The following is a 26,592-nucleotide window of genomic DNA, read 5'->3' as shown; positions in this document are numbered from 1 at the left end:
TGGCTGCTGGCCATTTTGCTGGCCGTCTGCATTGCATTCGGCGTTTACGTCAACGATTACTACCACGCCGACCCCGCCGCCGAGGACGCGCTGGTGTCGGACCGCTTTGTGACCGTCACCGAACAGGATGGCAACTGGGTCTTTGTGCCGGAATCCCCCACTGCCGGGCTGATCTTCTATCCGGGCGGCAAGGTGGAAAACACCGCCTATGCTCCCCTCCTGCACGACCTTGCGGAGAACGGAATCCTGTGCATACTGGTAAAGATGCCCTGCAATCTGGCTGTACTGGATAGGAACGCGGCGGACAGCATCCCGGAACGCTTTTCCGAAGTCACAGACTGGTACATCGGCGGACACTCGCTGGGCGGGGCCATGGCGGCAAGCTATGCGGCCAAGCACACCGATGAACTGGACGGTCTGGTGCTGCTGGCGGCCTACTCCACCGCCGACCTGACCGACAGCGGCCTGCGAGTTTATTCCACTTACGGCAGCGAGGACGGCGTACTGAACCGCGAAAAGTACGAAACCGACCGCATAAATCTTCCGCAGGACACTACCGAAACGGTCATTGACGGCGGCTGTCATGCCGGATTCGGCAGCTACGGTGCCCAGAAGGGCGACGGCGCGCCTGTTATCTCCGCCGAGGAACAGCAACAGCAGACAGCGGATGCACTGGCGGCGTGGATGAATCTTCAATAAAAAGCAAAATATCCCGACCATTTTCCTGTATGTCACAGGAGAATGGCCGGGACTATTTTTATTATTCCGCGAACCAGCACTCAATACAAATGGAACTTATGGCTGATCTGGTGTGCAATTTCATCCGGCAGCGGACGGAACCCAATGCAGGTCAGCGTCATGCCTTCTCCGTTTTCATCAAATTCTTCCGGTTCCAGCTCGGTGTGGCAGGCATCCCGGATAAGGAAGAAGTCTTTGTTTTCCACAAGGCCCAATTCCTCGGCAATGGTCTTTGCTTTCAGCAGTTGATTGCGGTTCTTTGCCCCGCAGATAGTTTTGGTAAAAGAGCCATCGAACCATTCTTCATAGGTTGTTTTCTCCAACATGATTTCTGCCCGATAGCCGGTAATTTCTCCGTCTTTCTCGATGGGTTCCACGCCCTGTCCCATACCGATGGGGTCGGTGAGGAACGCCAGCGAAGCGTGGCAGCACTGCGCCGCCAGCTTGCCAGGCGACATCTGCAGATCTTTTCGTGCAATGATGAGTTGACGCATTTTTTCTCCTTCTTACGACAGCTTGATCTTCAAATCTGCCAGCAGATTCACCGCTTCCGGCAGGGAAAATTTCGCATCCTTCAGGCGGCTGCCCAGAATGTCCACCTTATAGCCTGTAGCATCCCGGAAATCCGCCTTGCGCAGGTCACACTGGTAGAATTCCGTTTCGTGAAGTTCCACGCCCTTGAAATTCGCCAGCTGCATCTCGCATTTGGCAAACATGGAGCCGACAATTTCGTTGCCATCCGAAAAGTCGAAGCGGTTAAAGTTCATTTCGGTGAAGGTGTTATATTTCAGACTGCACTCTTTCAGCGTGTGGATAGGGTCCGGGAAGGCACCGTTGGACATCAGCGGTGCCCACTCAATTTCATTCAGGCGGCAGTCCTCAAAATCCAGCGACTGCACCGAAGAATGGGTGCTGCGCAGACCTGCGATCTCACACCGCATGAATTTGCACTCATTCAGCGTGGTATGATCCAGTTCGCATTTGGTAAAGGAGCAATCCACAAACACGCAGTCGGTAAAGTCGCAGTCCTCAAAAGTCTCCTCGGTGAACGACAGGTCAGCAAACCGTTCGCCCTCACAATAACGCTCTGTCATAAAATTCTCCTGTCAGCGCAGTTCTTCCAGTAGAGCGGTGCAGCCCTCCAGCACATCCTGCCAGGTAGCTTCAAAGTCCCCGGTATACCATGGGTCGGCCACATCGCCGGGGCGGCTGGTATGATCCATCAGCAGAGACACTTTATGCTCCGGGTCGCCGCCCACAAAGCGTGTCATATTGCGCAGGTTGTTATGATCCATGGCGATCAGGTAATTGTAGGTTTCGTAATCCCTCCGGGTCATCTGTCGGGCGAATTTACCCTCGCAGGAGATGCCGTGCTCGGCCAGCTTCCGCCGGGCGGGCGGATAGACCGGGTTGCCGATCTCCTCGGTGCTTGTGGCGGCGGATGCGATTTCAAACTGGTCAGAAAGCCCAGCTTTGGCCACAAGGTCTTTCATTACAAATTCGGCCATTGGGCTGCGGCAAATGTTGCCGTGGCACAAAAAAATTATCTTTGTCATTCCTTACACATCCCTCCACAAGTCTTTATAACGCGATACATCGCATGATTTCTCGGCATCGGCTCTGTGTGCTTTTCACGCGTCTCTACACTGTTCTCCATAACTTTTCAGCAAAATGGTGTAGTAATGGTGTACCAAACCGTGCTATATCAACCTGACATCTTTCGCTCCTGCCGGTCAGACGACCCCGGAAAATCGACCAGTTTCGTCATCTGTTCCGCAGCGTGGTCATAGCTTGCATGGGTGTAGACATTCAGCGTGATGCTTGCATCGGAGTGCCCCATCACATACTGCAGTGCCTTGATATCCATCCCCGCATTTGCCATGTTGGTGCAGAAGGTATGTCGGAACACATGAGGCGTGATGTGCGGCAGCGGAGCATCCGGGTACAGCTTGCGATACTTTTTCATCGCCCACCGCATCTCGTTCTCGATGTGCAATGCCACCTTCGGGTGATCGTTTTTATCCAGCAGTAGAAACCCACTGTAGCCATCAATGATGACCTCATTCTTCAGCCGTTTGCGATTTGCAAGCAGGTTCTGCAAGCTCTGGAACACGTCCTCCGTCATCGGGATAAACCGGCGGCCACACTCTGTCTTGGTTTTCTCAACGTAGTATTTGCCGCCGCTCTCCCGGATCAGTTGATGGTCCACACGGATCTTGCGGTTTTGAAAATCCAGATCCTGCAGGGTCAGACCGCAGAATTCGCTGACACGCATTCCGGTTCCCAGCAGCACTACAAATTCATCGTAGTACTTGGCGTAGCTCTTGTCCTCTCGGATGAAGTTCATCCAAACCTTCTGCTGTTTCTCGGTCAGTGAGATGCGCTTCTGTGAATCGTTGACCACCACATCCGTCAGCTTGAAATCAAACGGGTTGCGCCGTACAACTTCCTCGTTATAGGCCATCTGGAAAGCCGGCTTTACAACACCCCGGATACTGGTCAGGGTGCTGTACCCCTTTCCTTCCTTTTGCAGCTTGATCATCCAACGCTGAGCATCCGACACCTTGATATCCCGGATCTTTCTTGCCCCGAATGGTTCTTTTTGTACGATGTTCATCACAAAGCCGTACCCGACCTTCGTGTTATAGCGGACACCGCACTTCAGCGAAAGATAGCGCTGCAGAAGTTCGTATACCGTAATTTCGCCGCCTGCATAGTCAAGGCCGTCTTCAAGGCTTCTCTGCAGTTCATCCTCTTTTTCACGCAAGGTTTTGAGATCCGACGCATAGATGCACTTTCGGTTTCCCAAAGCATCCGTGTAGCGATATTGATAGATCAGGTCTTTTCGCTGGCTCTCTCCTGTTCGAAGAACACGCCCTTTATTGTCTTTTCTTCTTGACATCGTCAAACTCCTTTCCTGAATGGAAAGAGCCTTGATTGACACTTCGCGTTTGCAAGCGCAGCGCCGCAATGAAGTCCCCAGTGGGGACTTTAAGCGACCGAACGGTCTTGCAAATGCAAGATGACGGGGCTTCGCCCCGGCAAGTTCCAGTATACCACATCAAGGCTCACTTGGCACGTCTGATTTTAGATGGAGTAGGCTTTATCGAGATATTCGTCCAACCTGCGGCGTTTGATGAGCCGTTTTGAACCGATCCATAAAACAAATTGACAGCGTTCATGGTCTGACAATGAGCGCAGCTTATTGATTCCCACCCCGGAGTAAGCTGCAGCTTCTTCCAGTGTTAAATTGCTTTTCTCTCAAATCGGGACTTCTTTCATAGGCAGTTCTCCTTATTTTTTATAAGTAGCATATTATTTCTTTTACCAAACCGCTTCAAACCTGCATTGTTTTCAACAGCTGCAGTTTTTCCTGTCCAGCGCACGTTCTCATACTGGGGCCTGTGCAGGCAATCGGCGTACACAGTTCCAGCAGGCGGTCATAGATGCGGGCGTGTGCGGTATCCTGTGGGTTCTTCAACTCCATCAGGGTCAGGTTCGTGGTAACGATCAGCGGTTTCCGGCTGTGGTAGCGGCTGTCGATGATTGCTCACTTTTGGGCAATCAGACCGCTCATTTTTGACCATCTCTACTGTGCATTTCTGCGCAGTAGATGGGAAGCTTAGGAACACCTGGTTTGGCTTGGAAAAGCCATTTGACCGTCGTTCGATCAGCCGTGCGGCTTCCAGTTCCCGCAGAGCACGGGTGACACTGGAAATGCTGCTCTGAAGATCTTCCGCCAGCCCTGCCAACGGATAGAGCACATATGCCCGGCCCTGCACATCCACCCAGCCGTTCTTCTGCGAAAGGGTCATGCGGTCCAGCAGCAAAACATACGTCAATCGTGCCGTATGGGAAAGGCTCATCTGCAGCAGAAATTTCGGATAAGGGAAATAAGCGGGCAGTGGGGTTTGTGCCTTGATGTACTCTTTACTCAAACTTCCTCCTAATCGTTTTCAAAAGTTCCTGCCGAATGGGAAAGTCCTGCACGGGCTTACGCATCCGGCAGGGTTCCGGGGTGCGGGGTGGAAGACCCTGCTGATTACAGGCTCATATCATAGCTGCGCTTCTTGCGTTTCGGTTGACGCTCTCGCTGTTCCTGTCGAGCCTGCTCCTGCCTTGCCTTTTCGCGGACTTTGGCCTCCCACTCGCGTTTCCATGCAAGGTCGGATTTCATACGCTGCCTGCGCATTGGCCTGTGCTGTCTTACACAGATCGTTCAATTCTGTCAGGTCGTTGATGTTATTCTCCTGTACCCATACCAGCGTTTCAGCCATTTTCTGCAAATTGCTAATTTTGACCTTTAGCGCATAGGCCAGATTTTCCTGTGCCCTAACATTCTCCTGCAGGTCCACAACAAGCCGTAGCCTGGTTCTGGTCGTAAAGATCAGTATGGGTTCTTCCCTGTACCGCAGATTCTTCTCGGCGTTCTGAACAAAGAATCCTTCCAGACATTCTCTTTTGCAGCTATCCCCCAAAGAACGCTCCGATATAAACTTGTTCCGTTCCGGTGGCAGATAGCTGTAACGCCCACGTTGTGTTTTGACGAAAATGTCATATTCATCCTGCAGGATGTCTTGAAAATCTTCATACGAGATTGCTTTCTCACGAGCAGCGGCAACGGCATCCCGGATAAGCTGCTTCTGTGTTTGAAACTTTGTCGGATTGGGCGTAAATCCTTCCGTTTCGATTTTCTGTTTTTTCTCATCCAGCCGCCGCTGTGCCCAATACTCCGCTTCGGTCACACCCGTTCTGGATGGTGACAGCAAATCGACCTGATGCAGAAATTCACGTTGGCATAAATCCATAAGGAATTTCTGCAGATGCTTCAGGTACTCGTTCGTCACATGGTGCTTGTAGCCAGCCTTGCTATCAATGGGCCGTTCCATAAAGGGTTGCTGAGGCACATCCAGTTTTCGCAGACTGTTGATTACGATATGCACATGAATGTTGCCGCTGCCATTGTGACTGTCCATGTGCGTACAGACCAATGCCTGATGCCCCGGAAAATTTGCTTTTGCATATTTCAGGCCGATGGCCTGCGCCCGTTTCCCCGTCAAGCAATTTTCTGTGCTGTCCCGTGGATCAAAGCTGATGATGTAATGGTGCGATTTAATTTCACCCTTGTTTTTGTTCTTCTGATATTCGCGGTTCAGTTGCTGGCAGGCCGCATCAAAGGAATAGGGTTCACAGTTCAGGCCGTCCAGATAAAACTCATCTCGCATGATGCGATTTCCGTTCTGGTCAAGGATCGGAGTTTTCCGAAGTTCATCATGCTTGAAAATGAGATACTCCAGTGCAGCACCATAGTTGGAACTCTTACTTGCGATATGCTTTAAGATTGCAATAGTTCTTTCCTGCCATTTCTGCGACCTGCTCCCGCATTTCAAAAATGCAGGAAATTGCATGGTTGATGTTTTCACACATGACATGTGATGGAAGACCCCCACTGTTGAAGAACGCCGCGATCTGGTTCAGGTTGTTCCCGATGGCGGCAAACTCCCGTGTGATGGCTTCGATCTCGTCCGGGTGGACATAGAACACATACGAGATATTCACGCGGCCTTTCATCAGCATCTGTGCTGCAAATTCAGAGAGGGTCATTCCGGCATCTTCTGCCTGCTGGTGTAAAAGTTCATGTACTGTTTCTGTTACTCGTGCGGAGATTACTTTTGTCTTTACGATAGATTTCACTTTTTTCTTCGTTTGTGGCATGGGGTCTCCTTTCCAAAATCAAGAGTTTGATTTTCCCGGCAGTGCATCTGCACTCCGGCTGTGGCCTGCTTCTGCAGGTCACCAACAGGCAAAATCATGTGATTTTGCACGATGTGAGGGTATGGGGAGCACAATCCCCATCAAGATGCCGCGTGGAGAAATCTCCCGTAGGAGCGATTTCGTATACAAAGGCAAATCTTGCTCTTAACTACCGTCCACTCTGTCCCAGCCCGTTCCTGCCCGATTCTCTCCGGCGTATTTTCCGATAAGACGCGCAGAATGCACATTCAGTATCAGAGGTATCCTACTGGGGTGGCTCATGCGATTTTCAAGGTGCGATGTAGCTTTGTAAGGAATCAGGGATTTTCAGAAGTGAATCCAACAGCAAATAGGTCTGTTTTGGAATATAGCCCTTACACCCTATACAAACTTTAAGGGGTGTTTTTAAACCGGGTCTTTTGAAAGTTCAAAGAAAATTCATTTTTCCAACGTTCCCCTCTACCTATAACAATCTAAAATGGATTTTTGGCAACCAATTTTTCAAATTTTGTTGAACTACCTAATTTTAGAACATGGATTTTGTTTATTTTCCACTTATAGAACTAGCGGAAAGCTGTTCTACAAAAGATTTTGAAGCCCCCTACACTAATAGGAATCCGTAGAGCCGTTTTGGAATACAGTTTTGAAAATTTTACAAATTTGGACAAAAAGAAAAACGGCAAAGTTCAAAATCGAACCTTACCGTCATCCATAGAGATGTCTTATAAAGTAAAAATACTGCGGCAGACAGGTGTTGCGCCTGCTCATCGTGGACATATTGCTATTTTAACATTGTGTAACTGTTACTGATGTTCATGCACTGAAAATTTTTGTAGATTACAGCAGTGCAGTTTCTATCAGCCTATTGCTTTTCTCTTCTTCCAGATGTATAATTCGGACAAGCCAATTCGATTTATAGGTTTTGTTGGGAGGTTTTCTCATGGCAAAAGATCGTATTGAAAGCAAGTATGTCACTGTAGCCCCCGGTGTAGAGTTACATATCTTGGAAAAAGGCGAAGGTAAACCGTTGGTCTTCATTCCCGGCCTGACCTTCTCTGGTGAGATTTTCAAGAACCAACTGGAGTATTTCTCCTCTGAATATCGTGTCATTGCTATCGATCCTCGCGGCCAAGGCTATTCTGCCAAAACCGTGGATGGCAACGACTACCTGACTCACGGCCGCGATGTAGCAGGTCTGATTGATGCATTGGGTCTCAAAGATATTGTCCTGATTGGCTGGAGCACGGGCAACCTTGACACATGGAGCTACGTGCAGCAGTTCGGCAAAGACAAGCTGCGCGGCGTTGTGACTATCGATATGTCTCCGCTCCCGCTCTCCCCTGACCCGAAGTGGTGGACTGAGGGCACGATTGAAGAGTTGTCTCAGGTTGCCACACAGGTGCTGACCTCTTCTCAGGGATGCCGTGAGTTCTTTAGCGAGTACGCGACTGGCGTCATGATCCAGCATAAGATGGAGCCTGATGAGCTGGAGTATCTGCTGGATATTTCCGGCCGCACACCATACTGGATCTGCCGTCAGCTGTTCTGCGACGCCGTGTTCTCCAACTATCTTGAAATCGCAAAAGATGTCGGTGCAACTCTGCCCAGCCTGATGTTCATTGCAGAACACTGGCAGGACATTGCAAAGCCCTTTGTCGAAGCACAGCTTCCCGGTTACGGCACCTACGTCATGGGTGGTCACCTGATGTTCTATGAGTACCCCGAAAAGTGGAACCGTGTTCTGGAAGACTTTTTGAATAAGCTATAATGTGATTTCAGCCGCCTGTGGTTCATTCCGCAGGTGTTTTTTGTATAATCTCCAGGAGTTCACGCAGTGACTCAATCATTGGGTGATTCTTCTTTTCCGCACCCTCTGCGGCATCCGTGTCAGGACGATTTGCTGAACGCTTTCTTCATCTTTTCTTTTGCTTCATCCGGCACGTCGATCAGTCCAAACCGATAGAACATTCCGTATATATAGGTCACACCCCGGATATCGCCCAGTGCTTTCGGTCGTTCAACTACTTCTCCTACCTTTTTAATATGGCCCAGAGCTAGCCGCACGGAACTCCACGCCAGGCTTTTACTATTCTCTCTGCGATCGATCCACAGTTCTTTTGTGTACTCGCCGTTCCTGCCCTTTTTAATTTCGTAAGAGAATGGCAACCCGGAGTAGGTCTTAAATTTTACTCCAGTATAGGCCAGAACCACACCCCAGAAGTTTTCTTCTGTCGGATCAACCCTCCATCGCCTCATTGCTCTAAATCTCCGCTGCCGTTCTGCTCCAACACTGATTTTCTCCTTTTCTGTACTTTGGAAGTACACGCCTTTTTCATAAGGCAGATACGAGGTGACGGAGGCTTTGGAAAGTTTCAGGGTGTTTGCAGTTGAGAGTATGGAGGTTTTGTAGTCCTGTGTTTCTCGGTATTCTTCAAAAGTGTTTTTTACTTTTTCCGCCACTTCTGATTCATACACACCTGCCGTGATGAGCAGCTTCCGTACCTTGATGGGATTTAGGTTCAGAGCATCGGCGATGGCCTGCAAGGACATCTCAGAATTATAAAGTGCCACAGCAGCATCCATCTGATCTTTCAGATTCTTCCCGGCATCGTATTCCGGCTTTAACTTTTTCCGGCCGCCGCCGGGCTTTCTGGCTTTATATGCTCTTTTCTCTCCCATAATTATTCGTGCAGTTCCAGCGGCAGTCCATCCGGGTCGTGGAAGAAGGTCATCTTCTTTCCGGTATAATCGTCAACACGAATCGGCTCACATTTAATCCCAACTTCTGCCAGTTCTCTCACCGTCTGCTCCACACTCTCTACACAGAAAGCAAGATGTCGCAGCCCACAGGCCTCCGGTCGGTTCACACGCTTTGGCGGGTTTTCTTCTGCAAAAATCTCCAGCTCTGTGTGCCCATTGACACGAAGATCTAGCTTCCAGTCCTTACGCTCTGGACGGTAGTTCTCTCTGATAACAGAGAATCCCAGCTTGTTCACATAGAAATCCTTTGCAGCTTCGTAGTCAGATACGATGATTGCGATGTGGTGTATTTTAGATAAATTCATTTTTCTCACACTCCATTTCTTTTAATTTTGTCCTTCTTTTATTTCCGTTATAAACTATATATCAACCTTCAAAAAATACCGTGTGAACTCCTGGAGTTCAGTTTGTCCACACGGCATTTATTTTTGTTATTGGTTTTCTTGTTATTTCAGCTTTTCCAGAATCTCGTCCGCACTCATGCCACTTGCCAGCAACTTCTTCAGCACAGCCTCTGCCTCGGTCTTCTTAGCTTCTTCAGCAGCCTTAGCATCTGCCTTTGCCTTCTTCGCTTCCAGGGATGCCACTTCTTTTTCGGTCTTCTTCAAAGCAGACTTCTTTTCTTTCAGATCAGCCTTCAAAGTGTCAATATTTGCGGTGATGGATGAAATCTCAGCAGTCAGGGAAGTGATAGATTCCTGCTTCTCCGCGATCTGAGATGCGTAGTCGGTATGGGCAGTTTTGGGACGGTTTTTGCTGCCTTTTGTTCTGGGCATAGGTGATAACCTCTTTCCTTTTTTAGTGGTTTAAGTATAGCATGGTGTTGGGGTGAGGGGAATATTCTTCATTTACACCTGCTGAAAAAGGTCAAATCCCATTCGTTTAGAATAATCAAAATTCTTTTTATGGGCTGCGTTCCTAAGTGCCATTCCTAGCGCCTGACTAAGTTTAAGCTGATCATCACCAGTCAAATTTGCCATATGTGTTAATCCAAATTGGCCTTTCTCATCTAACGCATTCCACAGAGTTTCACTTAATATAACATTCTCAGAAAAAAGCGGAAGCATCAAATTAAAATAGAAAAGTATTTTTTCCAAGTTAGCTGTTTTTATTGATTGGAAAAACGAATGATAAAATTCTTCTTCGCTATCTAAGCAACTCATTAAAATATATGACTGATTTGCTTCTGGCAATACCGTTATTGCCAATCTATACATTTTCCCTTTATTATCAATACTTTTTATTCTATTACCATCTATATCATAATCTGGTGCTATATATGCATAATTTGCAAATCCCAACTTATACGGAATTGTAACCACAACCGTACTTACACCGTTATGTGTTCCTGCCAAAATTTCTGCATCAAACTTTTTCTTAACAGCTTCAAATTCTTCCATTCGTAAGCATTGAATTCGGTATTCTTTTACTTGCTCTGACAAAGAGAATACACACGGCCGTTTTGAAAACATTCTTCTATACAGCCACATCAAGTGTCTCTGTTTTGCATATTCAAAAACAAAAGCCTTATATGCATACACAAACTTCATTTCATCATTAGTTGCGTCAAAGTCTGGTGAGCCAGCTTCAATTACCTTAAATGCTTCTGTATCATGCACATCGCAAAAGCAACTTTGCGTAGTTGCTTTATTACCACTTACTCTTGTAAACGGAACAATCAGTATTGGATTTGCAGGATCCTCTTTCATCACTATAGGTTGCTTAGTAGAATCTTGCATTATCACATGATTATCCGCGCTTGCAAGCAATGAAATAATTTTATGATTTTGTAATGCATGTGCTTCTTTAATTTCACCCTTACAATGCGACTGATCCGGATGTAAGCATACCTTATCCCGTTTAAATCCATTTCTCATTTCTTCCATCAATAGAACTTCAACAGGTTTCTTTGAATTTACCGGGCCCTCATCACTTTTCCCTTTACAGCAATCCTTGTATGCTTTTCCTGATCCGCACGGGCAACTTTCATCGTCATGCAAATACAACTGATCCTCTGGAATTTGAAGTTCCTTCATCGTATCATAAAGAATTTTTGCATCTTTATTTAGTAGTGAAAATATTTTCATTTTTATATTCCAGAACTTTCTCCGTATATTCATTATTTACACATATCCAATCTTTTCACATCTTCGCCGATCATCGAATCCCTGATTCGTAGATCGTTGCCTGCTGCTCACCACGAAGAGGTGTGTGATTATCAGAGCAGCACAGGGAGCTTCCGCTCCCAGTATATCACAAATCTGCAAATAAATCAGCCTTATACACGCCGTTTTCCAGCATCTCCTTGAAACTGCCCTTTACTGCTGCGACATCCTCATGGTAGGTCATACCATACCAGGTGTCGTTGGTCTTCAGGACCTTTACAGACATCTTTCCCTGCTCCAGCAGCTCACCGATGAAGATTGGAATCAGATACTCAGCTTTCTGAGGATTTCTCTGTACTTCTTTCTCGAAAAACTCCTTGAAACCATCTTCCAGCACATCCAGAAAATCAGGAGTCAAGCCCCACATGTTCATGGAGACAAGAGAATTCACATCAACAGCCACACCGTCGGCCTCTGCTCCATCATCTGCAGTCTTCACGATGTTCTTGGTCTCCACAACCTCAGTCAAGTTGTTATCCTCGTCCATCTTGCAGATGCCACGGGTCACACCGCCATTATCAGACAGGGTGTTCTTCAGCACGAAGCCAGCCATGCAAGACTTTCCTCCGTTCACCAGATACTCATGGACTGCCTTAAATCCTTCCTTGCCATAGTAATCGTCTGCGTTAATGACGATGAACGGAGTTTTAATTACGTCCTTCGCTGCAAGCACGGCCTGACCGGTTCCCCACGGCTTTGTACGGCCTTCTGGAAGTTCTCCCGGAATATCGTTGATGTCCTGAAAAACATAGTCTACAGTTACGTCATGAGAAGAGCAAATGGAGGCAATGCGATCACCAATAACCTCTTTAAACTCCTTCTCGATATCCTTACGGATGATAAATACTACATGATTGAATCCCGCTTCGATTGCATCGTGGATTGAATAATCCATGATGATATGTCCAGCCTCATCCACCGGCTCCAACTGCTTGATTCCTGTTCCAAATCGGCTGCCGATTCCGGCCGCCATGATAAGTAATGTTGTGTTCATTTTTGTATGTCTCTTCCTACTCTGTAAGTTCTTCTAACAACTGAATCCAATTTGCAACAATTTTATCTTTTGAAAACTGGTACATATTTCTCTGAGAATCTTCTGTAAAATGTGCTCTCAGCTTATCGTTTTTCATAAGTACTTTCAGACTTTCAGCAAACATACTTATATCAAAAGGTGGTACTATATAACCATTCACGCCATTCTGCACAATTTCATTTGGTCCATTTTTAATATCAAAACTAACTATAGGAAGACCAAAGGCTTTTGCTTCGAGCAAAACGAGCGCAAATCCTTCAAATCGACTACTCATCACATAGATAGATGCGTTTTTGTAACACTCCTCAATATGCTCTGTGAAAGGCAACCATTTTACTCTTTTCAGTCCCAAATTATTTTCTTTATCGCGTAATTGCTGTTTAAGAGAGCCGCTTCCCACTACCTGAAGCTTCCATTCATTAAAATCTTTATCATTTTCTATAAGCTTCCATATATCAAGCAAATAATCGAATCCCTTTTGTTCTTCAAGTCTACCAACTGCTAAAACAGTTTTGCACTCAACATCAAATCGAGGCTTTTCCAAGTCAAAACAAGGAAAATTATAAATCTGTTTCAGACGTTCTTTGTGTTTTACAGCAGCTTTCCATACATCATAATCAGCTTTCGATAGAACTACAACAGCGTCGCTTATTTTTGCCGCAACTTTTCTTCCCCACCATCGTGGGGAATGTTTATCGCCAAAATTATAGTTGAAATGCTCCCACGAAATCAGTTTTGTTTTTGTCATCTTCAACAAAGGCACAAACGGAACAAAGCATAAAGACTTATAGGTATCTACTACAACAATTACGTCGTACCCCCCCCTATAATTTCATGTCCCAAGTATTTGAATGTTTTCATACGTCTACTTACAGCATTTTCAATTTTTTGCAAATTAAACGTTTTGACATTCACATTAGAATCTATCTCATATTTGCTTCTATTTTTACTTGCATTTATTGATAGAATAGAAACGTCAAATCCCCTGCCAGCAAGCAAATTAGATAAAACTGCTGTGCATCTCTCAGTCCCTCCATCTTTTGTAATATCATCAATAAAAAAAGCTACTTTCATTATTTTATTCCTCTCAACCTTTTTCCGCATCGTTCAGCAACATTTTAGTTCACAAGGAAATTTTTCACAAATTCGGTAATCCAAAGAGTTTCCTCATAACTCTATTACTGTGAAACAAAATGGTTGATACTATTGGTAAACCTGCTCCAATCAATACAAAAATCCAACGACCATAGGCCAATTCAGTTTCCCAGTGATTCAGTGGGATGTGCATAAACATGATTGGAATAGTTGCTTGCCCACAAAGTACAAAAAAACGATTCAAGCTATCTAGCCATTTATTTTTTTGCATCCAATAAACCAACCTTGCGAGCACCATTCCAAATGCACACGGAATCAATAATGCCGATATAAATTCTTTGTAGTACACTGGTTTCATATCAAAATAATAAAGTTGATTTTCGTTTCTATAAATGAACCAGCAGAATAGAGATAAAGCTACCGCTATCAACCCCGACAATAAATCGAATCTCCTTGAATCACATTCCAGTAGTTCTTTAATTTTATCCTTATAAAAGAACCCAATTCCAACATAGACAAGTGCCATCAAAGCAACATCCAGATTCCACGGAATACCAGGAAACTTCAGAAAATGAACCCTATCCAGAAGGTGCGATTCGAGAATCGCTATACCCCCCCCCACTAAAATTAAACCTTTCACTATTCTGTTGGAAAATTTTCTCAAAAGAATAGTGAGCATAAAAATAGTGAAGATAAAACAGGTTATGTACCAGTAAACACCTGTTACTGCTCGACCACCCCAAATAGCATACATCCAATCGTGTACAGAGAGTGTCTTTCGTACAAGCAGCATATCAAGCACTAAATATGTCATATATGGAATCATCAGATGCTTAATCTTTCCGCGTACATACCCAACCTTTACCAGCGTTTCTCGTTTCATAAGAAAGCCAGAAATCACAAAGAAAAGTGGCATATGGAACATAAAGATAATATCATGAACCATGTCAACTTGTGCATGCGCAATCACCACTAATATAATTAAAATTCCTTTTGCGATATCAACTGATTGCGATCTGTTACCTTTTTCCATTTGTCTTTACCTTTTAATTTTGGCCTTGACAATTTTCAAAAAATACTTAAACTCATCCGTCCTTGCAAACACTACAATATAGAACAAGTTAATGCAGATGCATGTAACTGCGACTTTAAGAATAAAACCAATCCAACCACTCAAAGTAATCACATAGTTACATACCCAAAACATCGTGCCTGCACTTATTGCTGTCAATAGAATATATTCTCCGAACAGCAGGAAATACTTTCTCAGACTAACCCCAAACTTCTTAAAGAGCAAATATGGCTCGTACCAAAAATTCGTTGTAATATTACTTACAAATGTACCAAGCAAGACTCCATATATGCCCATCTTCATCGGTCCAACAAAAAGTAGCGATACCGTCAGATTAATAATAGCTTCCGCAATGCACTTCGGTTTCAGCTGTTTAAACATTCCGTATGTATCATTAAATGTCAAAAATGTATTTCTGATGAGTCGCATGTACAGGTTCAAGCAAACTATGAACACAACTCTCTCTTCCAGCAAGTACGATTCTCCAACCCAGAGAGTTATAAATGGATTCACAAGAGCAAAGAGTGCCGCACAGGAAAAAGACACCAGCCAGAAATTAACAAACCATATTTTTCTGAAAGTCTTGTATACCCTATCGCTGGATTCAAGTGCCACAAGATTTCCAACGCTTCCGGTCAATGCCTCAAAAATCTTTGAAAGAATTGTTCGAAACATTGTCGTAAACAGAGTATAGTTTGAATACAAACCCAGGACAATCGTACTAACAAACTTTGAAATCAGAAGATTATCCGTTGACGTAACAACTGCAGAACTAAGCTTGCTGACAAACATCGCTTTAACATTATTGTAGATTACTTGCTTGTCCTTTTTACACAGCTGTTCATCTTTATACTGCTTTAAGTACGAATAGTGTCGATCAACGTAAACGGAAATAATAATATTATTCGCGAGCGTACACGCAATTTGAATCAAAAGATAAATGATAAAATTGTGGGTTGTCAGCAAAAACACAATTTGAAGCAGATTCTGTAATGTAGTCGTACAAATATAAGTCAACGAAGCAACATAGCTTTTTTGATCTGTAATCAGAATACTCTTTTTATAAATAAAGAAGTAGCTCGCCGTTGTATTTAATAAGTAAAGAATATAAATCACCGGTATTTCCGGCATGTCAGGAATATCCGAGATTAGATATTTCAAGAACGGCGTCAGTGCAAAGCCAACAATCGTGATAATAACGCCAATTGTGTTATAAACTTTCTTGTAGAGATTAAGCAAAGCCGCTACTTGTTTATGATCTCCTTTAGCTGTTGGTTTGTACATGGAATACAGAATCGCCGTACCAACACCAAGTTCTGCCAGCGATAGAAGCGTTAAGATATCACTGAAAAGGCCGCTAAATCCTAAATAAGTTTTCCCTAGCGAGTATATAAATACTGTTCTGCACAAGAAAGACATTACAGTATATATTCCCTGCTCAACAAGTGCCACTATTGTGTTCCTTATTGATTTTTTTGTTCTTGAATTATCCATTAAACCTTTTCCCCGTTGATTATCCTTTTGTCTTAGCAACCGAAATCATTTGCTGTCAAATGAAAATACTGAATCATTCTTTCCATATATTCATCATTAACGCATTTATGCACGTTACTTGAATTCAAAGATTGTTCTTGTGTGCCTTGAATATCTGCTCTCATATGCGACACTTTACTATCACACAAAACAACCTTTGTTCCTTTTTTTATTTGCATAACTTTCAGCCACAAATCATCTGCATTGGGAGACAACTTCAAAAACAATTCTTGATTCAAAAGTTCTTCGCTCATGCAATATGGTGGATACAAAACACCACCAACTCCGGTAGCCATAAGTGCTAGCGATGGCTTATTACGATGTTCATCCGCCCAATGCCAATTATTATAGCTTCTAATCGTCTTATGGTTACTAAATAATATTCTATGCGCTCGTGTCGCTACGACGCAACCCGGGAATCTCTGATGTGCTTTATATAAACTTTCGATCAACTCTGCTGGATACATCACATCATCATCCACCGTTACAACAATATCATCGGGATGTTCTTTTATAGCGTAATAATACTTTTTATGTGGCTTTATCCGCCCCGGACGCCATTCTATTTGTAGACCGTATTTTTCTAATTTTCTTAAGGAATCCGGTAGTTCCTCAACAACAACATCATCATCCAGATATAATATAATTGCATCCGGCGGCATTGTTTGAACAAGCAGGCTTCTGATAACGAGATGAAGTTTTTCAAATCTCGCAGGAAAACTAGTTAATGATACTATGATCTTTTGATCTCGCTGTGCAGTATTTAACCTATACTGTGGCTCTTTTTTTATCAACTCTTGTTCTATTTGTAATGATTTTTCTCCTTCTATGCAATAATCTCTATATCTACGAAGTCGGTTTTCTATCTTTTTTGATAGAATATCTAGCATCGCTTTCATAATAATTAAGCGCTCCTTTTTTGATGTTTATTCCACTATCTTCTAGTTAAATAATTTTGGAATGGAAGATTTTTCTTTTTCATCCTTATGTATTTATCTTTCACCCACCTTAGAAAATAGATATTTTTTAAATAGTTTCGAAGTGTACTTTCCTCATGTTTTTCATTCTCGTTTTCAAAATAACGCCAACTTCCAAAGCAATGATGTATTGAGTAATTATTCTTAAGGCACATTGAATAGCCTTCAAAATACTCTTTAGGATAAATATGAATTTTTTCATCGTCACCGCATCGGCATTTTTTCCCAGTCAATGCAAATCCTTTAACATTTTTCAGAAAATATGCCGTAAACATATCGTTATTGTTGACCATATACATTTCCGGCATAAATTCAAACTTTATTTTAAAATCTCTTGTCTCAGGATTATATTGATATTCTGCCGTTTCATACTGCTTTAGTAATGCACCAATCACCTGATTCCCTGGTTCAGCGCCAATAACCGCGGTCCCCAAAGATGCGTCAAAAATATAACCTAAAAACATGGCTGTATCATCTGTCAACAGGTCATCAAATTTTTAAGCACTTCGACATCCGTGTCAAGATACACTCCACCCTCTAAGTATAAGGCGTACAACCTCAACCAATCGGCCGCAAATGCATATTTTTTCTTCTCAAGTGCAGCAAGTACAACTTTAGGCATGTTTAACTGTTGGAGACTGTGGTCATCCCATTTCTTAATATTCCAACCACTATCTTGAAGAATGCACCATGATTGCATACATTTTTTTACGTGCTCATTTGGCTCATTTTCACCCAACCAAATGTAATGTATCGTTTTAGGTATCATTATTTTTCCTTTCAAAATTCTTATGTAAAATATATTTTATATCAAAGTTACACCGGAATCCTTAACGATGTTCAATTTTGTATTATTTCTACGTTCTACTATTTTTCTGTTCAAGACAATTAAGAACCATGCAGAACAAAAGCAACGTACTCAATGAATACACCTCAACAATGGAACCTATTAAATATAAAAACAGACTAAATATAACAACAAGTGGTATTTTTTTTGCATTCTTTAATACATTCCATAATATATATATTAAGCAACTCAATCCAATGATTCCATTATGAGCACATATATTAAGATACAAACAATGGGCATGTGTCATATACACACTCCATCCCATGTCAAAAACAAGAACCGGACCAGCGCCAAACAAAGGATTATCTTTTATATAATTTAATGCTACTATCCATATGCCAGTTCTGCCATTAAAGGTTACATCTTTTCCAAACCATTCTGAGAACTTTTGCAAAACATTTGACCTAGTTGTAAAAAAAACAACAAAAACAAATCCAAGGGCAACAAGTAAAAACAGGCGTTTTCCACCAATAAAGAAATTTAATAGTTTTTGATTATGCACTATAATATTAATCACATAAATTCCCCAAAGAATAATCATAACCACCACTGCTGTGGAAGAATCACATAAAAAAGCCTGTACACTACATATTGCTAATTTCAAATATGTAATAAAGGTTACTTTCTTGTTTCGTTCATATGAATCGAGTATTATGCATCCTCCGCCAATCAAAATCCATGGCAATATATTATTCTTTCCGCCTAAAAACCAAACTATCTGGCCGATACGTCCAGATGCAATACCGTTCGGCCATATGAGCATAACCAATGTATTAATAAGCAAATACAACCATAAAATTTTTGATAAATAATACAGCGCTTTTTCTTTGTTTTTATTGAATAGCAAATATATTACCAACACAATACCAAGATCACTCGCAATATCCCATTTTATTGTGTTAATAGAATACCCATTTAAATAACTTGATATTATTGCCACGATATAATAGCATAAAACTGCATTTACTATAGTGTTTCTGGCTCTATAATTCACAAAATAGTAAAATGCCATTATACATACCATTACTAGCTGCGCTAGGTGCCATAAATCACATATAATGAACAAATCCGATCTATTTAGAAGAAATGGCGGTAATAAGAAAAGGATAAAAATCCAATATATTGGCAACTTCATAGTTGGCTTCTTTATTGTAAATGACATCTAATCCTCCTCTCTTTAGTCCTTATACACCGTTTCAAATTCAATTATCTGATGTTCTATCGTATATTTTTCAAACTGATTAACACCATTCTCCGCCTGCTGGACAATTCTCTTCTTATCATTGATGTAATACGTCATTCGATCCTTGAATTGTTCAAGATTCCTTGCTTCAACAACAAAACCCGTTTTTCCATCCTCGACTAATTCTGGTAATGCTCCCATATTGCTACAAATCACAGGCATTGCATTTTTATAGGCATCAAGCACAACGCGCCCAAAAGGTTCTTCCCACAATGAAGGGCAAAGCAAAACATCCGCACTTTGAAGAAGCTGTGAAACCTGCTGTTCATTCAAGAAACCAACAAATTCAATTCGATTGTCTTTTTGGGTCTCTTCTATAACATAGTCCTGCAAATCACCTTTTCCTGCGATATACAGCTTACACGTTTTATTTTCTATAGACTCAAACGAATCTATCATCCAGCGGATGCCTTTTTGTTCGCTTAATGTTCCAAGATATACAAATGAAACACTTTGCCGTTTGTCAACCTCGGCCACCCGAACCGATAAGATTTTTTTTACCGCATCAATATCAAAATCTGTTGCGTTTGCGATAACCTTTTTTTTACTATTTTTGAAAAAGCCGTCGTTTACCAATACATTTAGCGTCAATGCTGAGGGAGCCGTTACACAATCAACGTATTTCGAATGCACTCGGTTCAAATTTCTATGCAGCTGGCACCCATATCCCGGATGTACACATTTTTCACCATTTGTCTTTTTGCACGACATCGCAACAAGAGGGCACATTAGGTAGTAATCACGGATCGTATGAACCAAGCGAATTTTTTTCTGTTTAGCAATTTTCCACACAACGGGCGTAATGCCATATAAATTGTTCGTATTAATTACATCTGGCGCAAACCGATCAATTTCTTGGGACAAACGCTTCGAGTTTCCAGTATTCCATATTTCCAAAAGATGTCCTAAAAGTCTTCGCCACCGCGGCACATCATGAATATTCTTTTCCTTATGTGCACAAGATGGCTTGAAACGAACAACCTCGATGCCGTCAATTATTTCTTCGGTGTTAAAATCTCCAAGGCATAGAACACGAACTGTATGTCCTTTGCTCTGCAGCCCTTCTGCAAGTTTTTTCACACTGTATTCTGCTCCACCACGAATATCTGGTGCATAGAAAGAATTTATAATCAATACTCTCAAAGCGAATTCCTCCCTTACTCAACTGCCAATCAATTTGAGCATTTCCTTTGCTGATTTCTTCCATGAATGCTTTTCCAAAATGTACTTGGCATCTCCGACCGGCTCTTTCATAAGCAGGTTCAAATCTACATCGCTATTATTAGGGTCAATATAAATCGCTGAATCCTCATATATCTCTGGCAAACAGCTTGCCTTTGCTACAATTACTTTTTTACCCATGCTTAAAGCTTCTATCGGCGGAATTCCAAACCCTTCATAAAACGACGGCTGTATCAGGGCCTCACAATTAAGCATTAATGCTTTCATTTCTCCGTCAGACACAAAGCCGGTAAATATAACATTATCTACTTTTTTCCGATTCAATTCCTCAGACTCATTTGAAAAAGAATCATTCCCCGTCAAAACAAAATTGTATTCAGGATTCTTTTTCGCAGCATTCAAAATCCATGTCAGGTTTTTATGTTTATATTTTGAACCCAGTGCAAAGAAATACGGTTTCTTATCATCAATTTTACATTTTTCAAACACTCGCTCATCTGAGGTAATATCCTTCATGTGCTCCCAACCGTTACCAATTACAGTTATTCTGTTAGGTGCAACATTATAATATTTAACAATTTCCTTCTTAGACTCATTACTGACCGTTATTATTTGAACCTTCTCTTGCCGTGTAACCTTCTTTACTTTCCACATATATAGTGCTCGATGAAGTTCGTGCCCTTTATAGTTTTCCGGAAAACTTTCATATATGCAATCATGGATAGCAATATATTTTATCCCATGCACCGGAATGCTCAGCGTTAAATCAACGCCAACCCCTTTAGTTTCTTTTACATAATGCGGAAAAACCACTTGTTCCCAAAAGATTTTATTTACTTTTCCAGTACATTGGCCTTTCTTCACTATCGTGATATTGTTAAAGCCTAAATCACACTCAACAGCATCAGCTGGAACGAGTAACTCCACATAATACTTATCCTTAGCGCCCTCAAGCAATTTATCCAACTCTTTTATTATGTTATAAGCATATCTACTAACTCCAACAACATTTGTTCCTACCCAGCATCCGTTAAAAACAATTCTCTTCATCGATAATTTCTCCTTAAACATGTAATTAAGGAGAGATTTGTTTTTAACCTTGCTCTAACACCGCCTGTGTCTCTTGGGCACACTTCTCCCAACTAAATTGTGCTACCCAGCTTTGCCCATCCGCCGCCAACTTCTTTCTTTCGGCGTCCGACAGATTAAAGCACTGTACCATTCTATCCGCCAATTGAACCACCTCATCTGTTTTTTGCACATAAAAGGCAGTGCTTCCGCCAACTTCTTTTAGCGAAGAATTATCTGCAGTTATAACTACACCGCCACAAGACATTGCTTCTACTATCGGAATCCCAAATCCCTCATAGTTAGATGGGAATACAAAAGCACACGCATTGTGCATTAGATATTTCTTTTCATTTTCTGAAATATAGCCTGGTAGGTAAATTCGATCTTTGTATTTATTTTGTTCTATCGCCTCTATAATAGGCTGTGTTCTCCAACCCAATTTCCCAGCTAAAACAATTGATACTTTTCGATTCAACTTATCACAAGCTATTTCAAATGCCTTTAGAATCGTAACAATGTTTTTTCTTGGCTCAATATTACCTGTATACGCAAAGAATGGTTCGGCTCCTATTTCAAATCTCTTCTTAATTTTTTCACATTCCGCATCAGAGGGAGTTATATACTCGCTGTACCCCCCCATTTAGAATTGCCGTAATTTTATTTGCGTCAATTGATAATAATGAAACAACATCTTTTTTCGTAGCTTCTGAAACTGCAATTATCTTGTCTGCCCGCTTACAAGAAAGACGGCAGAAAATATTTTGCATAATGGCATTTTTCCTGCTCCCCCATTTGGGATTAATCAACAGTGCCAAATCATGCACGGTTAAGACCTTTTTTACACCATGTGCAAAAAGGGGCAGCATATGCTCTGTCCCCCAAAATTCATCTATTTTGTCCGCTTTTAATGCTTTATCTAAACCAAAGCATATGGTGAACGTTCCAATTTTTCCATGAACTACACGTTTTTCGAATCCAGTCAGCACAGGATCTTGATTTCTGATTGGCTCGTTCGTATAGAGAATATATGTAGTATTTTCATTTCTTTCAAGATTTCGTAGTATCTCCAGCAGATAGATACCAATTCCAGAAGGGGACTCTGAAATCAAAGGTCTTGCATCTATGCCAATTCGCATTTAATCACTCCCACATCACCTAAACAACGTGTCTCTTAACTTCAATGCTTCATTTTTCCAATTAAATAGTTGTGCTTGTTCTACCCCAGCCTTTTTCGTCAGCTCCATCTTTTCCTTTGGAAGATTCATGACGGTTACAATCTGTTTCTTCAAATCTTTTAGATTACGATTTTCAAAATAATAAGCCGCATTACCCAAAACCTCTGGTAATGAAGCTGCATCTGAGGAGATCACCGGAATCCCCATAGACATTGCTTCAATTGGAGGCACTCCGAATCCCTCATATACCGATGGGAATACGAAGACCTGTGCATTCCTATACACATATGGCAATAAGTTATCATCCACAAAGCCCGTGAAATGAATCCGGTCAACAATTTCTTTATCCAAGTTGGAAAGCAAATCATCCATTAGCCAACCTTTTCTTCCGGCTAGAACTAGATTGGTATCAATTTTCTTTTCTTTAGTCAACTCACTAAATGCCTCTACCAAAAGTCTCATATTCTTTCTCGGCTCTAATGTTGAAAGGCAAAGAATATACTTTTCAGGAAGTCCATAAGCTCCTTTTGCTTTCATGTCTTGTTCTTTATCGTAGCAGAAATCAGCAAAACAGTCCGACAAACCGTCATAAATAACTGCAATCTCGTCAGGCTCTTTTTTCAAAATCTTTGAAATCCGATTTTTAGAGAACTGTGACACCGTAACGACATTCTTATGCCCAAACGCAGCTTTTCTATACATGATCTTAAAATAGAGCGTCATGTATTTTCTATTCTTGCTTGGACAATCCCAGCATCCCACATCATGAATTGCACTTATTGCATTCCGGTTAAAGAAGAAAAATGGTGCCGGAAACGCCGGGAAAAAGTAATAATTGGCTTTTATAGCTGCAAGTTTTAATGGTAACTGCAACTGATTAAAAACCAGTTTGTTCTTTCCCCTCACAATAATTTTTTTTACATTATGCTGCTCCGCAGCAAATTCTTTATGCACCTCATTTTTGAAAACGAGTATAAATTCAATATCACTTCTGCTTTGATCTGTAATCAGTTCTTTCGTAATACTAAGCGCGAATCGCTCAATTCCAGAAAAGTTATCTGCAAGAGAAGTCAAATCTATTAATACTTTCATCTCTGCCCTTTCTTAACGGATTTTAAATCCCATTTTGCAAAACAAGATAAGCATTAACTCTGTAAGGGTTATCCAGTTTATTTTTAATAGCAAAACCGGAATTGCCTTAATGCTTTTTGTTTCCATAATATCTTTTACTCTAAGGCGATTCCACTGATTTTTTACCAAGGAATCCAAATGGTAACTTTTTAAGGCCTCACATTTTTCAGCGAATGATAATTTTTTATCCTTCGCTAAAGCATAGCCAATTTGAACGGAGGAAAGTATATATTCTCCCCCCCACAGCTCATATGTATCCATACCCTTCTGTTGCAGTTCATCACTTAACTCATCTTTCGCCTTAATAAGCTGCAATTTGCCCGAAATCATTCGATTGACATCAAGATTATATGTTTCTATCGCTGATCCGTCATTGTTGTGAAGATAATACAATGGCTCATCTATAGTGTAAATCACATCCGCTACTGCCAGATATTTGTTAGTGAAAATCGTATCTTCACCAACACGCAGATCTTTTCGGAAGTAGATATTTTCTTTTCGGATTATCTCGAGCGAATACATCATGCGCCATGGACCGTTTAGTTCCTTTCCTTGGCGCATTCCACGCTTTCCTGAAAGATATCCCTTTAAGTCTGTTATCGATGTTCCAAAGGATCTTGGCAGTATCTGTTCCAGAATCTCTTTTTTATTATATTGATGCTTTAAATAGGAAAACTCATGTTCAGCTATGCTTCCATTTCTACGCACTGATGCATAATTATAGCAAACGGTGTCTGTATCAGATTTTACTTTTGCTACACATTTTTCAACGATTTGTGCATCAAAAGTATCATCACAATCAAAAAAGAAACAAAACGTCCCTTTTGCTCTTTTTAAGGCATCATTTCTTGCGCTGCTGACACCCTCATTCACCTTTTTATCAATGAATTCTATTCGGCTATCTTCCTCTGCATATTTTTGTACTATTTCTGATGTTTTATCTTTACTTCCGTCGTTAACAACGATTATCTGTAAATTTTTGTACCTAATCGCATTTACCTGCTCAAAATAGCGGATCAAGTACTTTTCGCCATTATAAATGGGGGTAATTATCGTTACTAAATTCATTTATCCACCTATTTTCTATACTTAATCGCTAGTCCGAGAATTTTTCGATCATCCACCAAGTAACGTTTTGCCATCCGCTTGGGATCTTGCGTAATCCTAAATAGCCACTCCAAGCCATGATTGGACATCCATCGAGGAGCTCTTTTAATATTTCCTGCCTCAAAATCGAAGCTGGCACCAAGGCCAAAGGAAATCGGCACTCCAAGTTCTTTACAATGATGGTACATAAACTTTTCCTGTTTCGGGCAACCTAATCCTACGATCAAAATGTGCGGACTAGCCTCTTTTATCATGGATTTAATTTTATTCATCTCATCCTGATTTTTTTCAAAACCGAATGGAGGAGAGTATGTACCAACGACCTGTAGACCCTTAAATCTATTCATAAGATTTTCCGCCGCTTTTGCTGCTACGCCCTCTGCCGCACCTAAAAAGAACATTTTATATCCTTTTTTTGCAGCCATATCACACAAAAGTGGGAACAAATCCGAGCCTGAAATTTTCTCTTTAATCGGTGTTCCATACCATTTAGCGATCCACAACAGTGGTTTACCATCCGTCAGAATCAATGACGCATTCTCATAAACCGCCTGTAATTCTTTACTTGTTTCAAGCTGTACAATGTGATCCACATTCGGTGTTACCACATATGCACTTCTATCCTCTTGAATCAGCCGATCAATAGCCTGCAGCGTTTCCTGCATTGTCAAGTTATCAACCTCTGTATTCATAAACTTCATTCTTGACATTTATCCATCCTCACTACAAGCCTGTTAGCACCGGACCTTAATCAGCTCTGCATCGCCAACAACAAGACACCTGCCCAACCCAGCTGGTAAAAACAGTGTTTCACCCTTGCTGAATCGCATCGGCTTCTGTTCCGCATCCATCGTCTGCACTTCACCATATCCATCCAGGCACATTAACACCTGAAAAGATGCATCCATAACAGAAAATGCAAAACCTTTCGTTACTTGTATTCTTTCTGTTTCAAAATATTTACAGCGGCAGAGCAATTCACGAGAACAGCCAGAATAGTACTTCACCATTCTTGGTTTCTGGCTCACATCCGGTGCAACCTTCATGTTCATGACCTGCACAGCTTTATCAAAATGCAACTCACGTTTTTTGCCGTTCTTATCCACACGGTCATAGTCATAAACACGGTAGGTCACGTTCGAGCTTTCCTGAATTTCAGCAACCAAGATACCCTTTCCGATACCATGTACCGTCCCTGCTGGAACAAAGTAGGTATCTCCCTTATGAACCAGAACTTTTTGCAGGTGCTTGTCCAGTGTTCCGGTCTCAACTGCTTTCCGAAGGATCTTTTCTGTCACCTCATGCCGAAAGCCGTAAATCAGGCTGGCTCCTTCGTCAGCATCAATGACATACCACATCTCGGTCTTGCCGTTGTCGCCTTCATGTTCTCTCGCATATTCATCGTTAGGATGAACTTGTACTGAGAGATCTTTCTTGGCATCGATGAATTTCACAAGAACAGGCAATTCACCATTTTCAACTTTTGTACCGATGTATTCCGGATGTTCTTTCAGCACTTCAGCCAGTGTTTTTCCTTTATATGTACCATTTATCACATAACTTGGGCCGTCCGGATGAACCGAACACTCCCAAGTTTCTGCTAATGGTGTTAAATCAATTTTTTTACCATATTCTTCCCGAAGTCGAGTACCACCCCACAAATAATCTTTACCCGTCGGAATCAATTTCATGATTTCCATTACTCT

At 42.0% G+C, this 26,592-nt stretch carries 29 protein-coding genes and 3 pseudogenes; 2 read left to right on the top strand and 30 right to left on the bottom strand.

What is annotated here, in order from left to right:
- Positions 1–15 precede the first annotated feature (15 nt).
- Positions 16–699 carry an alpha/beta hydrolase gene (locus C4N22_RS05725; RefSeq protein ID WP_242980959.1) on the top strand — a complete coding sequence of 228 codons (684 nt, stop codon included), beginning with the start codon at positions 16–18 and terminating at the stop codon, positions 697–699.
- 80 nt (positions 700–779) lie between these two features.
- Here the strand turns inward: C4N22_RS05725 and C4N22_RS05720 are convergent, their stop codons facing one another.
- The 9 genes and pseudogenes from C4N22_RS05720 to C4N22_RS05685 form a co-directional block, all read right to left on the bottom strand.
- Positions 780–1,232, bottom strand: coding sequence for an aminoacyl-tRNA hydrolase (locus C4N22_RS05720; RefSeq protein ID WP_112148301.1), 453 nt, complete (start codon positions 1,230–1,232; stop codon positions 780–782).
- Positions 1,233–1,244: 12 nt separating this feature from the next.
- Positions 1,245–1,832 (bottom strand): pentapeptide repeat-containing protein, encoded by a 588-nt coding sequence (locus tag C4N22_RS05715; protein WP_112148300.1) that lies wholly within the window; start codon positions 1,830–1,832, stop codon positions 1,245–1,247.
- A 12-nt stretch (positions 1,833–1,844) separates the two neighbouring features.
- A complete protein-coding gene (locus tag C4N22_RS05710) occupies positions 1,845–2,294 on the bottom strand; it encodes a low molecular weight protein-tyrosine-phosphatase (RefSeq protein ID WP_112148299.1) in 450 nt (149 codons plus the stop codon).
- Between the two features lie 149 nt (positions 2,295–2,443).
- A complete protein-coding gene (locus C4N22_RS05705; RefSeq protein ID WP_112148298.1) occupies positions 2,444–3,640 on the bottom strand; it encodes a site-specific integrase in 1,197 nt (398 codons plus the stop codon).
- A gap of 185 nt (positions 3,641–3,825) precedes the next feature.
- Positions 3,826–3,984 (bottom strand): annotated as a pseudogene (locus C4N22_RS05700) (excisionase); the annotation flags it as partial.
- A gap of 91 nt (positions 3,985–4,075) precedes the next feature.
- A pseudogene (locus C4N22_RS13070) lies at positions 4,076–4,285 on the bottom strand (ATP-binding protein); the annotation flags it as partial.
- A 151-nt stretch (positions 4,286–4,436) separates the two neighbouring features.
- Positions 4,437–4,676: pseudogene (locus C4N22_RS13140) on the bottom strand (replication initiator protein A); the annotation flags it as partial.
- Positions 4,677–4,793: 117 nt separating this feature from the next.
- Positions 4,794–5,963, bottom strand: a complete 1,170-nt coding sequence (locus C4N22_RS05690; RefSeq protein WP_181567176.1) for a relaxase/mobilization nuclease domain-containing protein — start codon at positions 5,961–5,963, stop codon at positions 4,794–4,796.
- Positions 5,964–6,057: 94 nt separating this feature from the next.
- Complete coding sequence (locus C4N22_RS05685; RefSeq protein ID WP_112148296.1) at positions 6,058–6,453, bottom strand: plasmid mobilization protein; 396 nt, start codon at positions 6,451–6,453, stop codon at positions 6,058–6,060.
- A 979-nt stretch (positions 6,454–7,432) separates the two neighbouring features.
- Between C4N22_RS05685 and C4N22_RS05680 the strand changes: the two genes are divergently transcribed.
- Positions 7,433–8,260, top strand: coding sequence for an alpha/beta fold hydrolase (locus C4N22_RS05680; protein ID WP_112148295.1), 828 nt, complete (start codon positions 7,433–7,435; stop codon positions 8,258–8,260).
- A gap of 119 nt (positions 8,261–8,379) precedes the next feature.
- Here C4N22_RS05680 and C4N22_RS13060 read toward each other — a convergent pair whose 3' ends face one another.
- From C4N22_RS13060 to C4N22_RS05580, 21 genes are all read right to left on the bottom strand, one after another.
- A complete protein-coding gene (locus tag C4N22_RS13060) occupies positions 8,380–9,171 on the bottom strand; it encodes a hypothetical protein (RefSeq protein WP_242980958.1) in 792 nt (263 codons plus the stop codon).
- Between the two features lie 2 nt (positions 9,172–9,173).
- Positions 9,174–9,557: an SMU1112c/YaeR family gloxylase I-like metalloprotein gene (gene gloA2, locus C4N22_RS05670; RefSeq protein WP_112148294.1), complete on the bottom strand. Its 384-nt coding sequence runs from the start codon at positions 9,555–9,557 to the stop codon at positions 9,174–9,176.
- A 141-nt stretch (positions 9,558–9,698) separates the two neighbouring features.
- On the bottom strand, positions 9,699–10,028 hold the full coding sequence (locus tag C4N22_RS05665; RefSeq protein ID WP_112148293.1) for a hypothetical protein: 330 nt from the start codon (positions 10,026–10,028) through the stop codon (positions 9,699–9,701).
- Positions 10,029–10,100: 72 nt separating this feature from the next.
- Positions 10,101–11,339 (bottom strand): SEC-C domain-containing protein, encoded by a 1,239-nt coding sequence (locus C4N22_RS05660; protein ID WP_181567175.1) that lies wholly within the window; start codon positions 11,337–11,339, stop codon positions 10,101–10,103.
- 166 nt (positions 11,340–11,505) lie between these two features.
- Positions 11,506–12,411, bottom strand: a complete 906-nt coding sequence (locus C4N22_RS05655; protein ID WP_112148291.1) for a sugar phosphate nucleotidyltransferase — start codon at positions 12,409–12,411, stop codon at positions 11,506–11,508.
- A gap of 16 nt (positions 12,412–12,427) precedes the next feature.
- Positions 12,428–13,198 carry a glycosyltransferase family 4 protein gene (locus C4N22_RS05650; protein ID WP_112148290.1) on the bottom strand — a complete coding sequence of 257 codons (771 nt, stop codon included), beginning with the start codon at positions 13,196–13,198 and terminating at the stop codon, positions 12,428–12,430.
- 59 nt (positions 13,199–13,257) lie between these two features.
- Positions 13,258–13,524: a glycosyltransferase family 4 protein gene (locus C4N22_RS12730; protein ID WP_146746512.1), complete on the bottom strand. Its 267-nt coding sequence runs from the start codon at positions 13,522–13,524 to the stop codon at positions 13,258–13,260.
- Between the two features lie 64 nt (positions 13,525–13,588).
- Positions 13,589–14,578: an acyltransferase family protein gene (locus C4N22_RS05645; protein WP_112148289.1), complete on the bottom strand. Its 990-nt coding sequence runs from the start codon at positions 14,576–14,578 to the stop codon at positions 13,589–13,591.
- 6 nt (positions 14,579–14,584) lie between these two features.
- The gene (locus C4N22_RS05640; RefSeq protein WP_207657322.1) at positions 14,585–16,069 is read right to left on the bottom strand and encodes a lipopolysaccharide biosynthesis protein; all 1,485 of its coding nucleotides are present in this window, start codon (positions 16,067–16,069) and stop codon (positions 14,585–14,587) included.
- Positions 16,070–16,143: 74 nt separating this feature from the next.
- Positions 16,144–17,049: a glycosyltransferase gene (locus tag C4N22_RS05635; protein WP_112148287.1), complete on the bottom strand. Its 906-nt coding sequence runs from the start codon at positions 17,047–17,049 to the stop codon at positions 16,144–16,146.
- A gap of 35 nt (positions 17,050–17,084) precedes the next feature.
- A complete protein-coding gene (locus C4N22_RS05630) occupies positions 17,085–17,609 on the bottom strand; it encodes a hypothetical protein (RefSeq protein WP_146746511.1) in 525 nt (174 codons plus the stop codon).
- Positions 17,606–17,896 (bottom strand): glycosyltransferase family 32 protein, encoded by a 291-nt coding sequence (locus tag C4N22_RS13230; protein ID WP_112148285.1) that lies wholly within the window; start codon positions 17,894–17,896, stop codon positions 17,606–17,608. The genes C4N22_RS05630 and C4N22_RS13230 overlap by 4 nt, the downstream gene beginning before the upstream one ends.
- A gap of 88 nt (positions 17,897–17,984) precedes the next feature.
- Positions 17,985–19,139 (bottom strand): O-antigen ligase family protein, encoded by a 1,155-nt coding sequence (locus tag C4N22_RS05620; protein WP_112148284.1) that lies wholly within the window; start codon positions 19,137–19,139, stop codon positions 17,985–17,987.
- A gap of 15 nt (positions 19,140–19,154) precedes the next feature.
- Positions 19,155–20,363: a glycosyltransferase family 4 protein gene (locus C4N22_RS05615; protein ID WP_112148283.1), complete on the bottom strand. Its 1,209-nt coding sequence runs from the start codon at positions 20,361–20,363 to the stop codon at positions 19,155–19,157.
- A gap of 18 nt (positions 20,364–20,381) precedes the next feature.
- The gene (locus C4N22_RS05610; RefSeq protein WP_181567174.1) at positions 20,382–21,452 is read right to left on the bottom strand and encodes a glycosyltransferase family 4 protein; all 1,071 of its coding nucleotides are present in this window, start codon (positions 21,450–21,452) and stop codon (positions 20,382–20,384) included.
- 43 nt (positions 21,453–21,495) lie between these two features.
- Positions 21,496–22,113: a glycosyltransferase family 4 protein gene (locus C4N22_RS05605; RefSeq protein ID WP_112148281.1), complete on the bottom strand. Its 618-nt coding sequence runs from the start codon at positions 22,111–22,113 to the stop codon at positions 21,496–21,498.
- A complete protein-coding gene (locus C4N22_RS05600) occupies positions 22,079–22,609 on the bottom strand; it encodes a glycosyltransferase (RefSeq protein WP_112148280.1) in 531 nt (176 codons plus the stop codon). Before C4N22_RS05600 ends, C4N22_RS05605 begins: the two co-directional genes overlap by 35 nt.
- Positions 22,610–22,624: 15 nt before the next feature.
- Entirely contained in the window at positions 22,625–23,740 is a 1,116-nt protein-coding gene (locus C4N22_RS05595; RefSeq protein WP_112148279.1) for a glycosyltransferase family 4 protein, read from the bottom strand.
- Between the two features lie 12 nt (positions 23,741–23,752).
- On the bottom strand, positions 23,753–24,847 hold the full coding sequence (locus C4N22_RS05590; RefSeq protein WP_112148278.1) for a glycosyltransferase: 1,095 nt from the start codon (positions 24,845–24,847) through the stop codon (positions 23,753–23,755).
- 8 nt (positions 24,848–24,855) lie between these two features.
- The gene (locus C4N22_RS05585) at positions 24,856–25,596 is read right to left on the bottom strand and encodes a WecB/TagA/CpsF family glycosyltransferase (protein ID WP_112148277.1); all 741 of its coding nucleotides are present in this window, start codon (positions 25,594–25,596) and stop codon (positions 24,856–24,858) included.
- 24 nt (positions 25,597–25,620) lie between these two features.
- A complete protein-coding gene (locus C4N22_RS05580) occupies positions 25,621–26,586 on the bottom strand; it encodes a type I phosphomannose isomerase catalytic subunit (protein WP_112148276.1) in 966 nt (321 codons plus the stop codon).
- Positions 26,587–26,592: the final 6 nt, after the last annotated feature.

Origin of the sequence: Faecalibacterium prausnitzii (assembly GCF_003287495.1) — a bacterium.
In the GTDB taxonomy this organism is placed as follows: Bacteria; Bacillota; Clostridia; order Oscillospirales; family Ruminococcaceae; genus Faecalibacterium; species Faecalibacterium prausnitzii_I.
Note: the sequence above shows the minus strand (reverse complement) of the source record. Positions and strands in the feature narration are given on the sequence as shown.

Excerpts from the sequence above, each read along its gene's own strand:
- C4N22_RS05620 (WP_112148284.1), bottom strand. The coding sequence starts at position 19,139 with ATGTCATTTACAATAAAGAAGCCAACTATGAAGTTGCCAATATATTGG.
- C4N22_RS05690 (WP_181567176.1), bottom strand. The coding sequence starts at position 5,963 with ATGCGAGATGAGTTTTATCTGGACGGCCTGAACTGTGAACCCTATTCC.
- C4N22_RS05645 (WP_112148289.1), bottom strand. The coding sequence starts at position 14,578 with ATGGAAAAAGGTAACAGATCGCAATCAGTTGATATCGCAAAAGGAATT.
- C4N22_RS05660 (WP_181567175.1), bottom strand. The coding sequence starts at position 11,339 with ATGAAAATATTTTCACTACTAAATAAAGATGCAAAAATTCTTTATGAT.
- C4N22_RS05665 (WP_112148293.1), bottom strand. The coding sequence starts at position 10,028 with ATGCCCAGAACAAAAGGCAGCAAAAACCGTCCCAAAACTGCCCATACC.
- C4N22_RS05685 (WP_112148296.1), bottom strand. The coding sequence starts at position 6,453 with ATGCCACAAACGAAGAAAAAAGTGAAATCTATCGTAAAGACAAAAGTA.
- C4N22_RS13060 (WP_242980958.1), bottom strand. The coding sequence starts at position 9,171 with ATGGGAGAGAAAAGAGCATATAAAGCCAGAAAGCCCGGCGGCGGCCGG.
- C4N22_RS05655 (WP_112148291.1), bottom strand. The coding sequence starts at position 12,411 with ATGAACACAACATTACTTATCATGGCGGCCGGAATCGGCAGCCGATTT.
- C4N22_RS05710 (WP_112148299.1), bottom strand. The coding sequence starts at position 2,294 with ATGACAAAGATAATTTTTTTGTGCCACGGCAACATTTGCCGCAGCCCA.
- C4N22_RS05590 (WP_112148278.1), bottom strand. The coding sequence starts at position 24,847 with ATGAATTTAGTAACGATAATTACCCCCATTTATAATGGCGAAAAGTAC.
- C4N22_RS05585 (WP_112148277.1), bottom strand. The coding sequence starts at position 25,596 with ATGTCAAGAATGAAGTTTATGAATACAGAGGTTGATAACTTGACAATG.
- C4N22_RS05715 (WP_112148300.1), bottom strand. The coding sequence starts at position 1,832 with ATGACAGAGCGTTATTGTGAGGGCGAACGGTTTGCTGACCTGTCGTTC.
- C4N22_RS05610 (WP_181567174.1), bottom strand. The coding sequence starts at position 21,452 with ATGAAGAGAATTGTTTTTAACGGATGCTGGGTAGGAACAAATGTTGTT.
- C4N22_RS05720 (WP_112148301.1), bottom strand. The coding sequence starts at position 1,232 with ATGCGTCAACTCATCATTGCACGAAAAGATCTGCAGATGTCGCCTGGC.
- C4N22_RS05705 (WP_112148298.1), bottom strand. The coding sequence starts at position 3,640 with ATGTCAAGAAGAAAAGACAATAAAGGGCGTGTTCTTCGAACAGGAGAG.
- C4N22_RS05635 (WP_112148287.1), bottom strand. The coding sequence starts at position 17,049 with ATGAAAGCGATGCTAGATATTCTATCAAAAAAGATAGAAAACCGACTT.
- C4N22_RS05605 (WP_112148281.1), bottom strand. The coding sequence starts at position 22,113 with ATGGGGGGGTACAGCGAGTATATAACTCCCTCTGATGCGGAATGTGAA.
- C4N22_RS05650 (WP_112148290.1), bottom strand. The coding sequence starts at position 13,198 with ATGACAAAAACAAAACTGATTTCGTGGGAGCATTTCAACTATAATTTT.
- C4N22_RS05600 (WP_112148280.1), bottom strand. The coding sequence starts at position 22,609 with ATGCGAATTGGCATAGATGCAAGACCTTTGATTTCAGAGTCCCCTTCT.
- C4N22_RS12730 (WP_146746512.1), bottom strand. The coding sequence starts at position 13,524 with ATGAAAGTAGCTTTTTTTATTGATGATATTACAAAAGATGGAGGGACT.
- gloA2 (WP_112148294.1), bottom strand. The coding sequence starts at position 9,557 with ATGAATTTATCTAAAATACACCACATCGCAATCATCGTATCTGACTAC.
- C4N22_RS05580 (WP_112148276.1), bottom strand. The coding sequence starts at position 26,586 with ATGGAAATCATGAAATTGATTCCGACGGGTAAAGATTATTTGTGGGGT.
- C4N22_RS05595 (WP_112148279.1), bottom strand. The coding sequence starts at position 23,740 with ATGAAAGTATTAATAGATTTGACTTCTCTTGCAGATAACTTTTCTGGA.
- C4N22_RS05680 (WP_112148295.1), top strand. The coding sequence starts at position 7,433 with ATGGCAAAAGATCGTATTGAAAGCAAGTATGTCACTGTAGCCCCCGGT.
- C4N22_RS13230 (WP_112148285.1), bottom strand. The coding sequence starts at position 17,896 with ATGATACCTAAAACGATACATTACATTTGGTTGGGTGAAAATGAGCCA.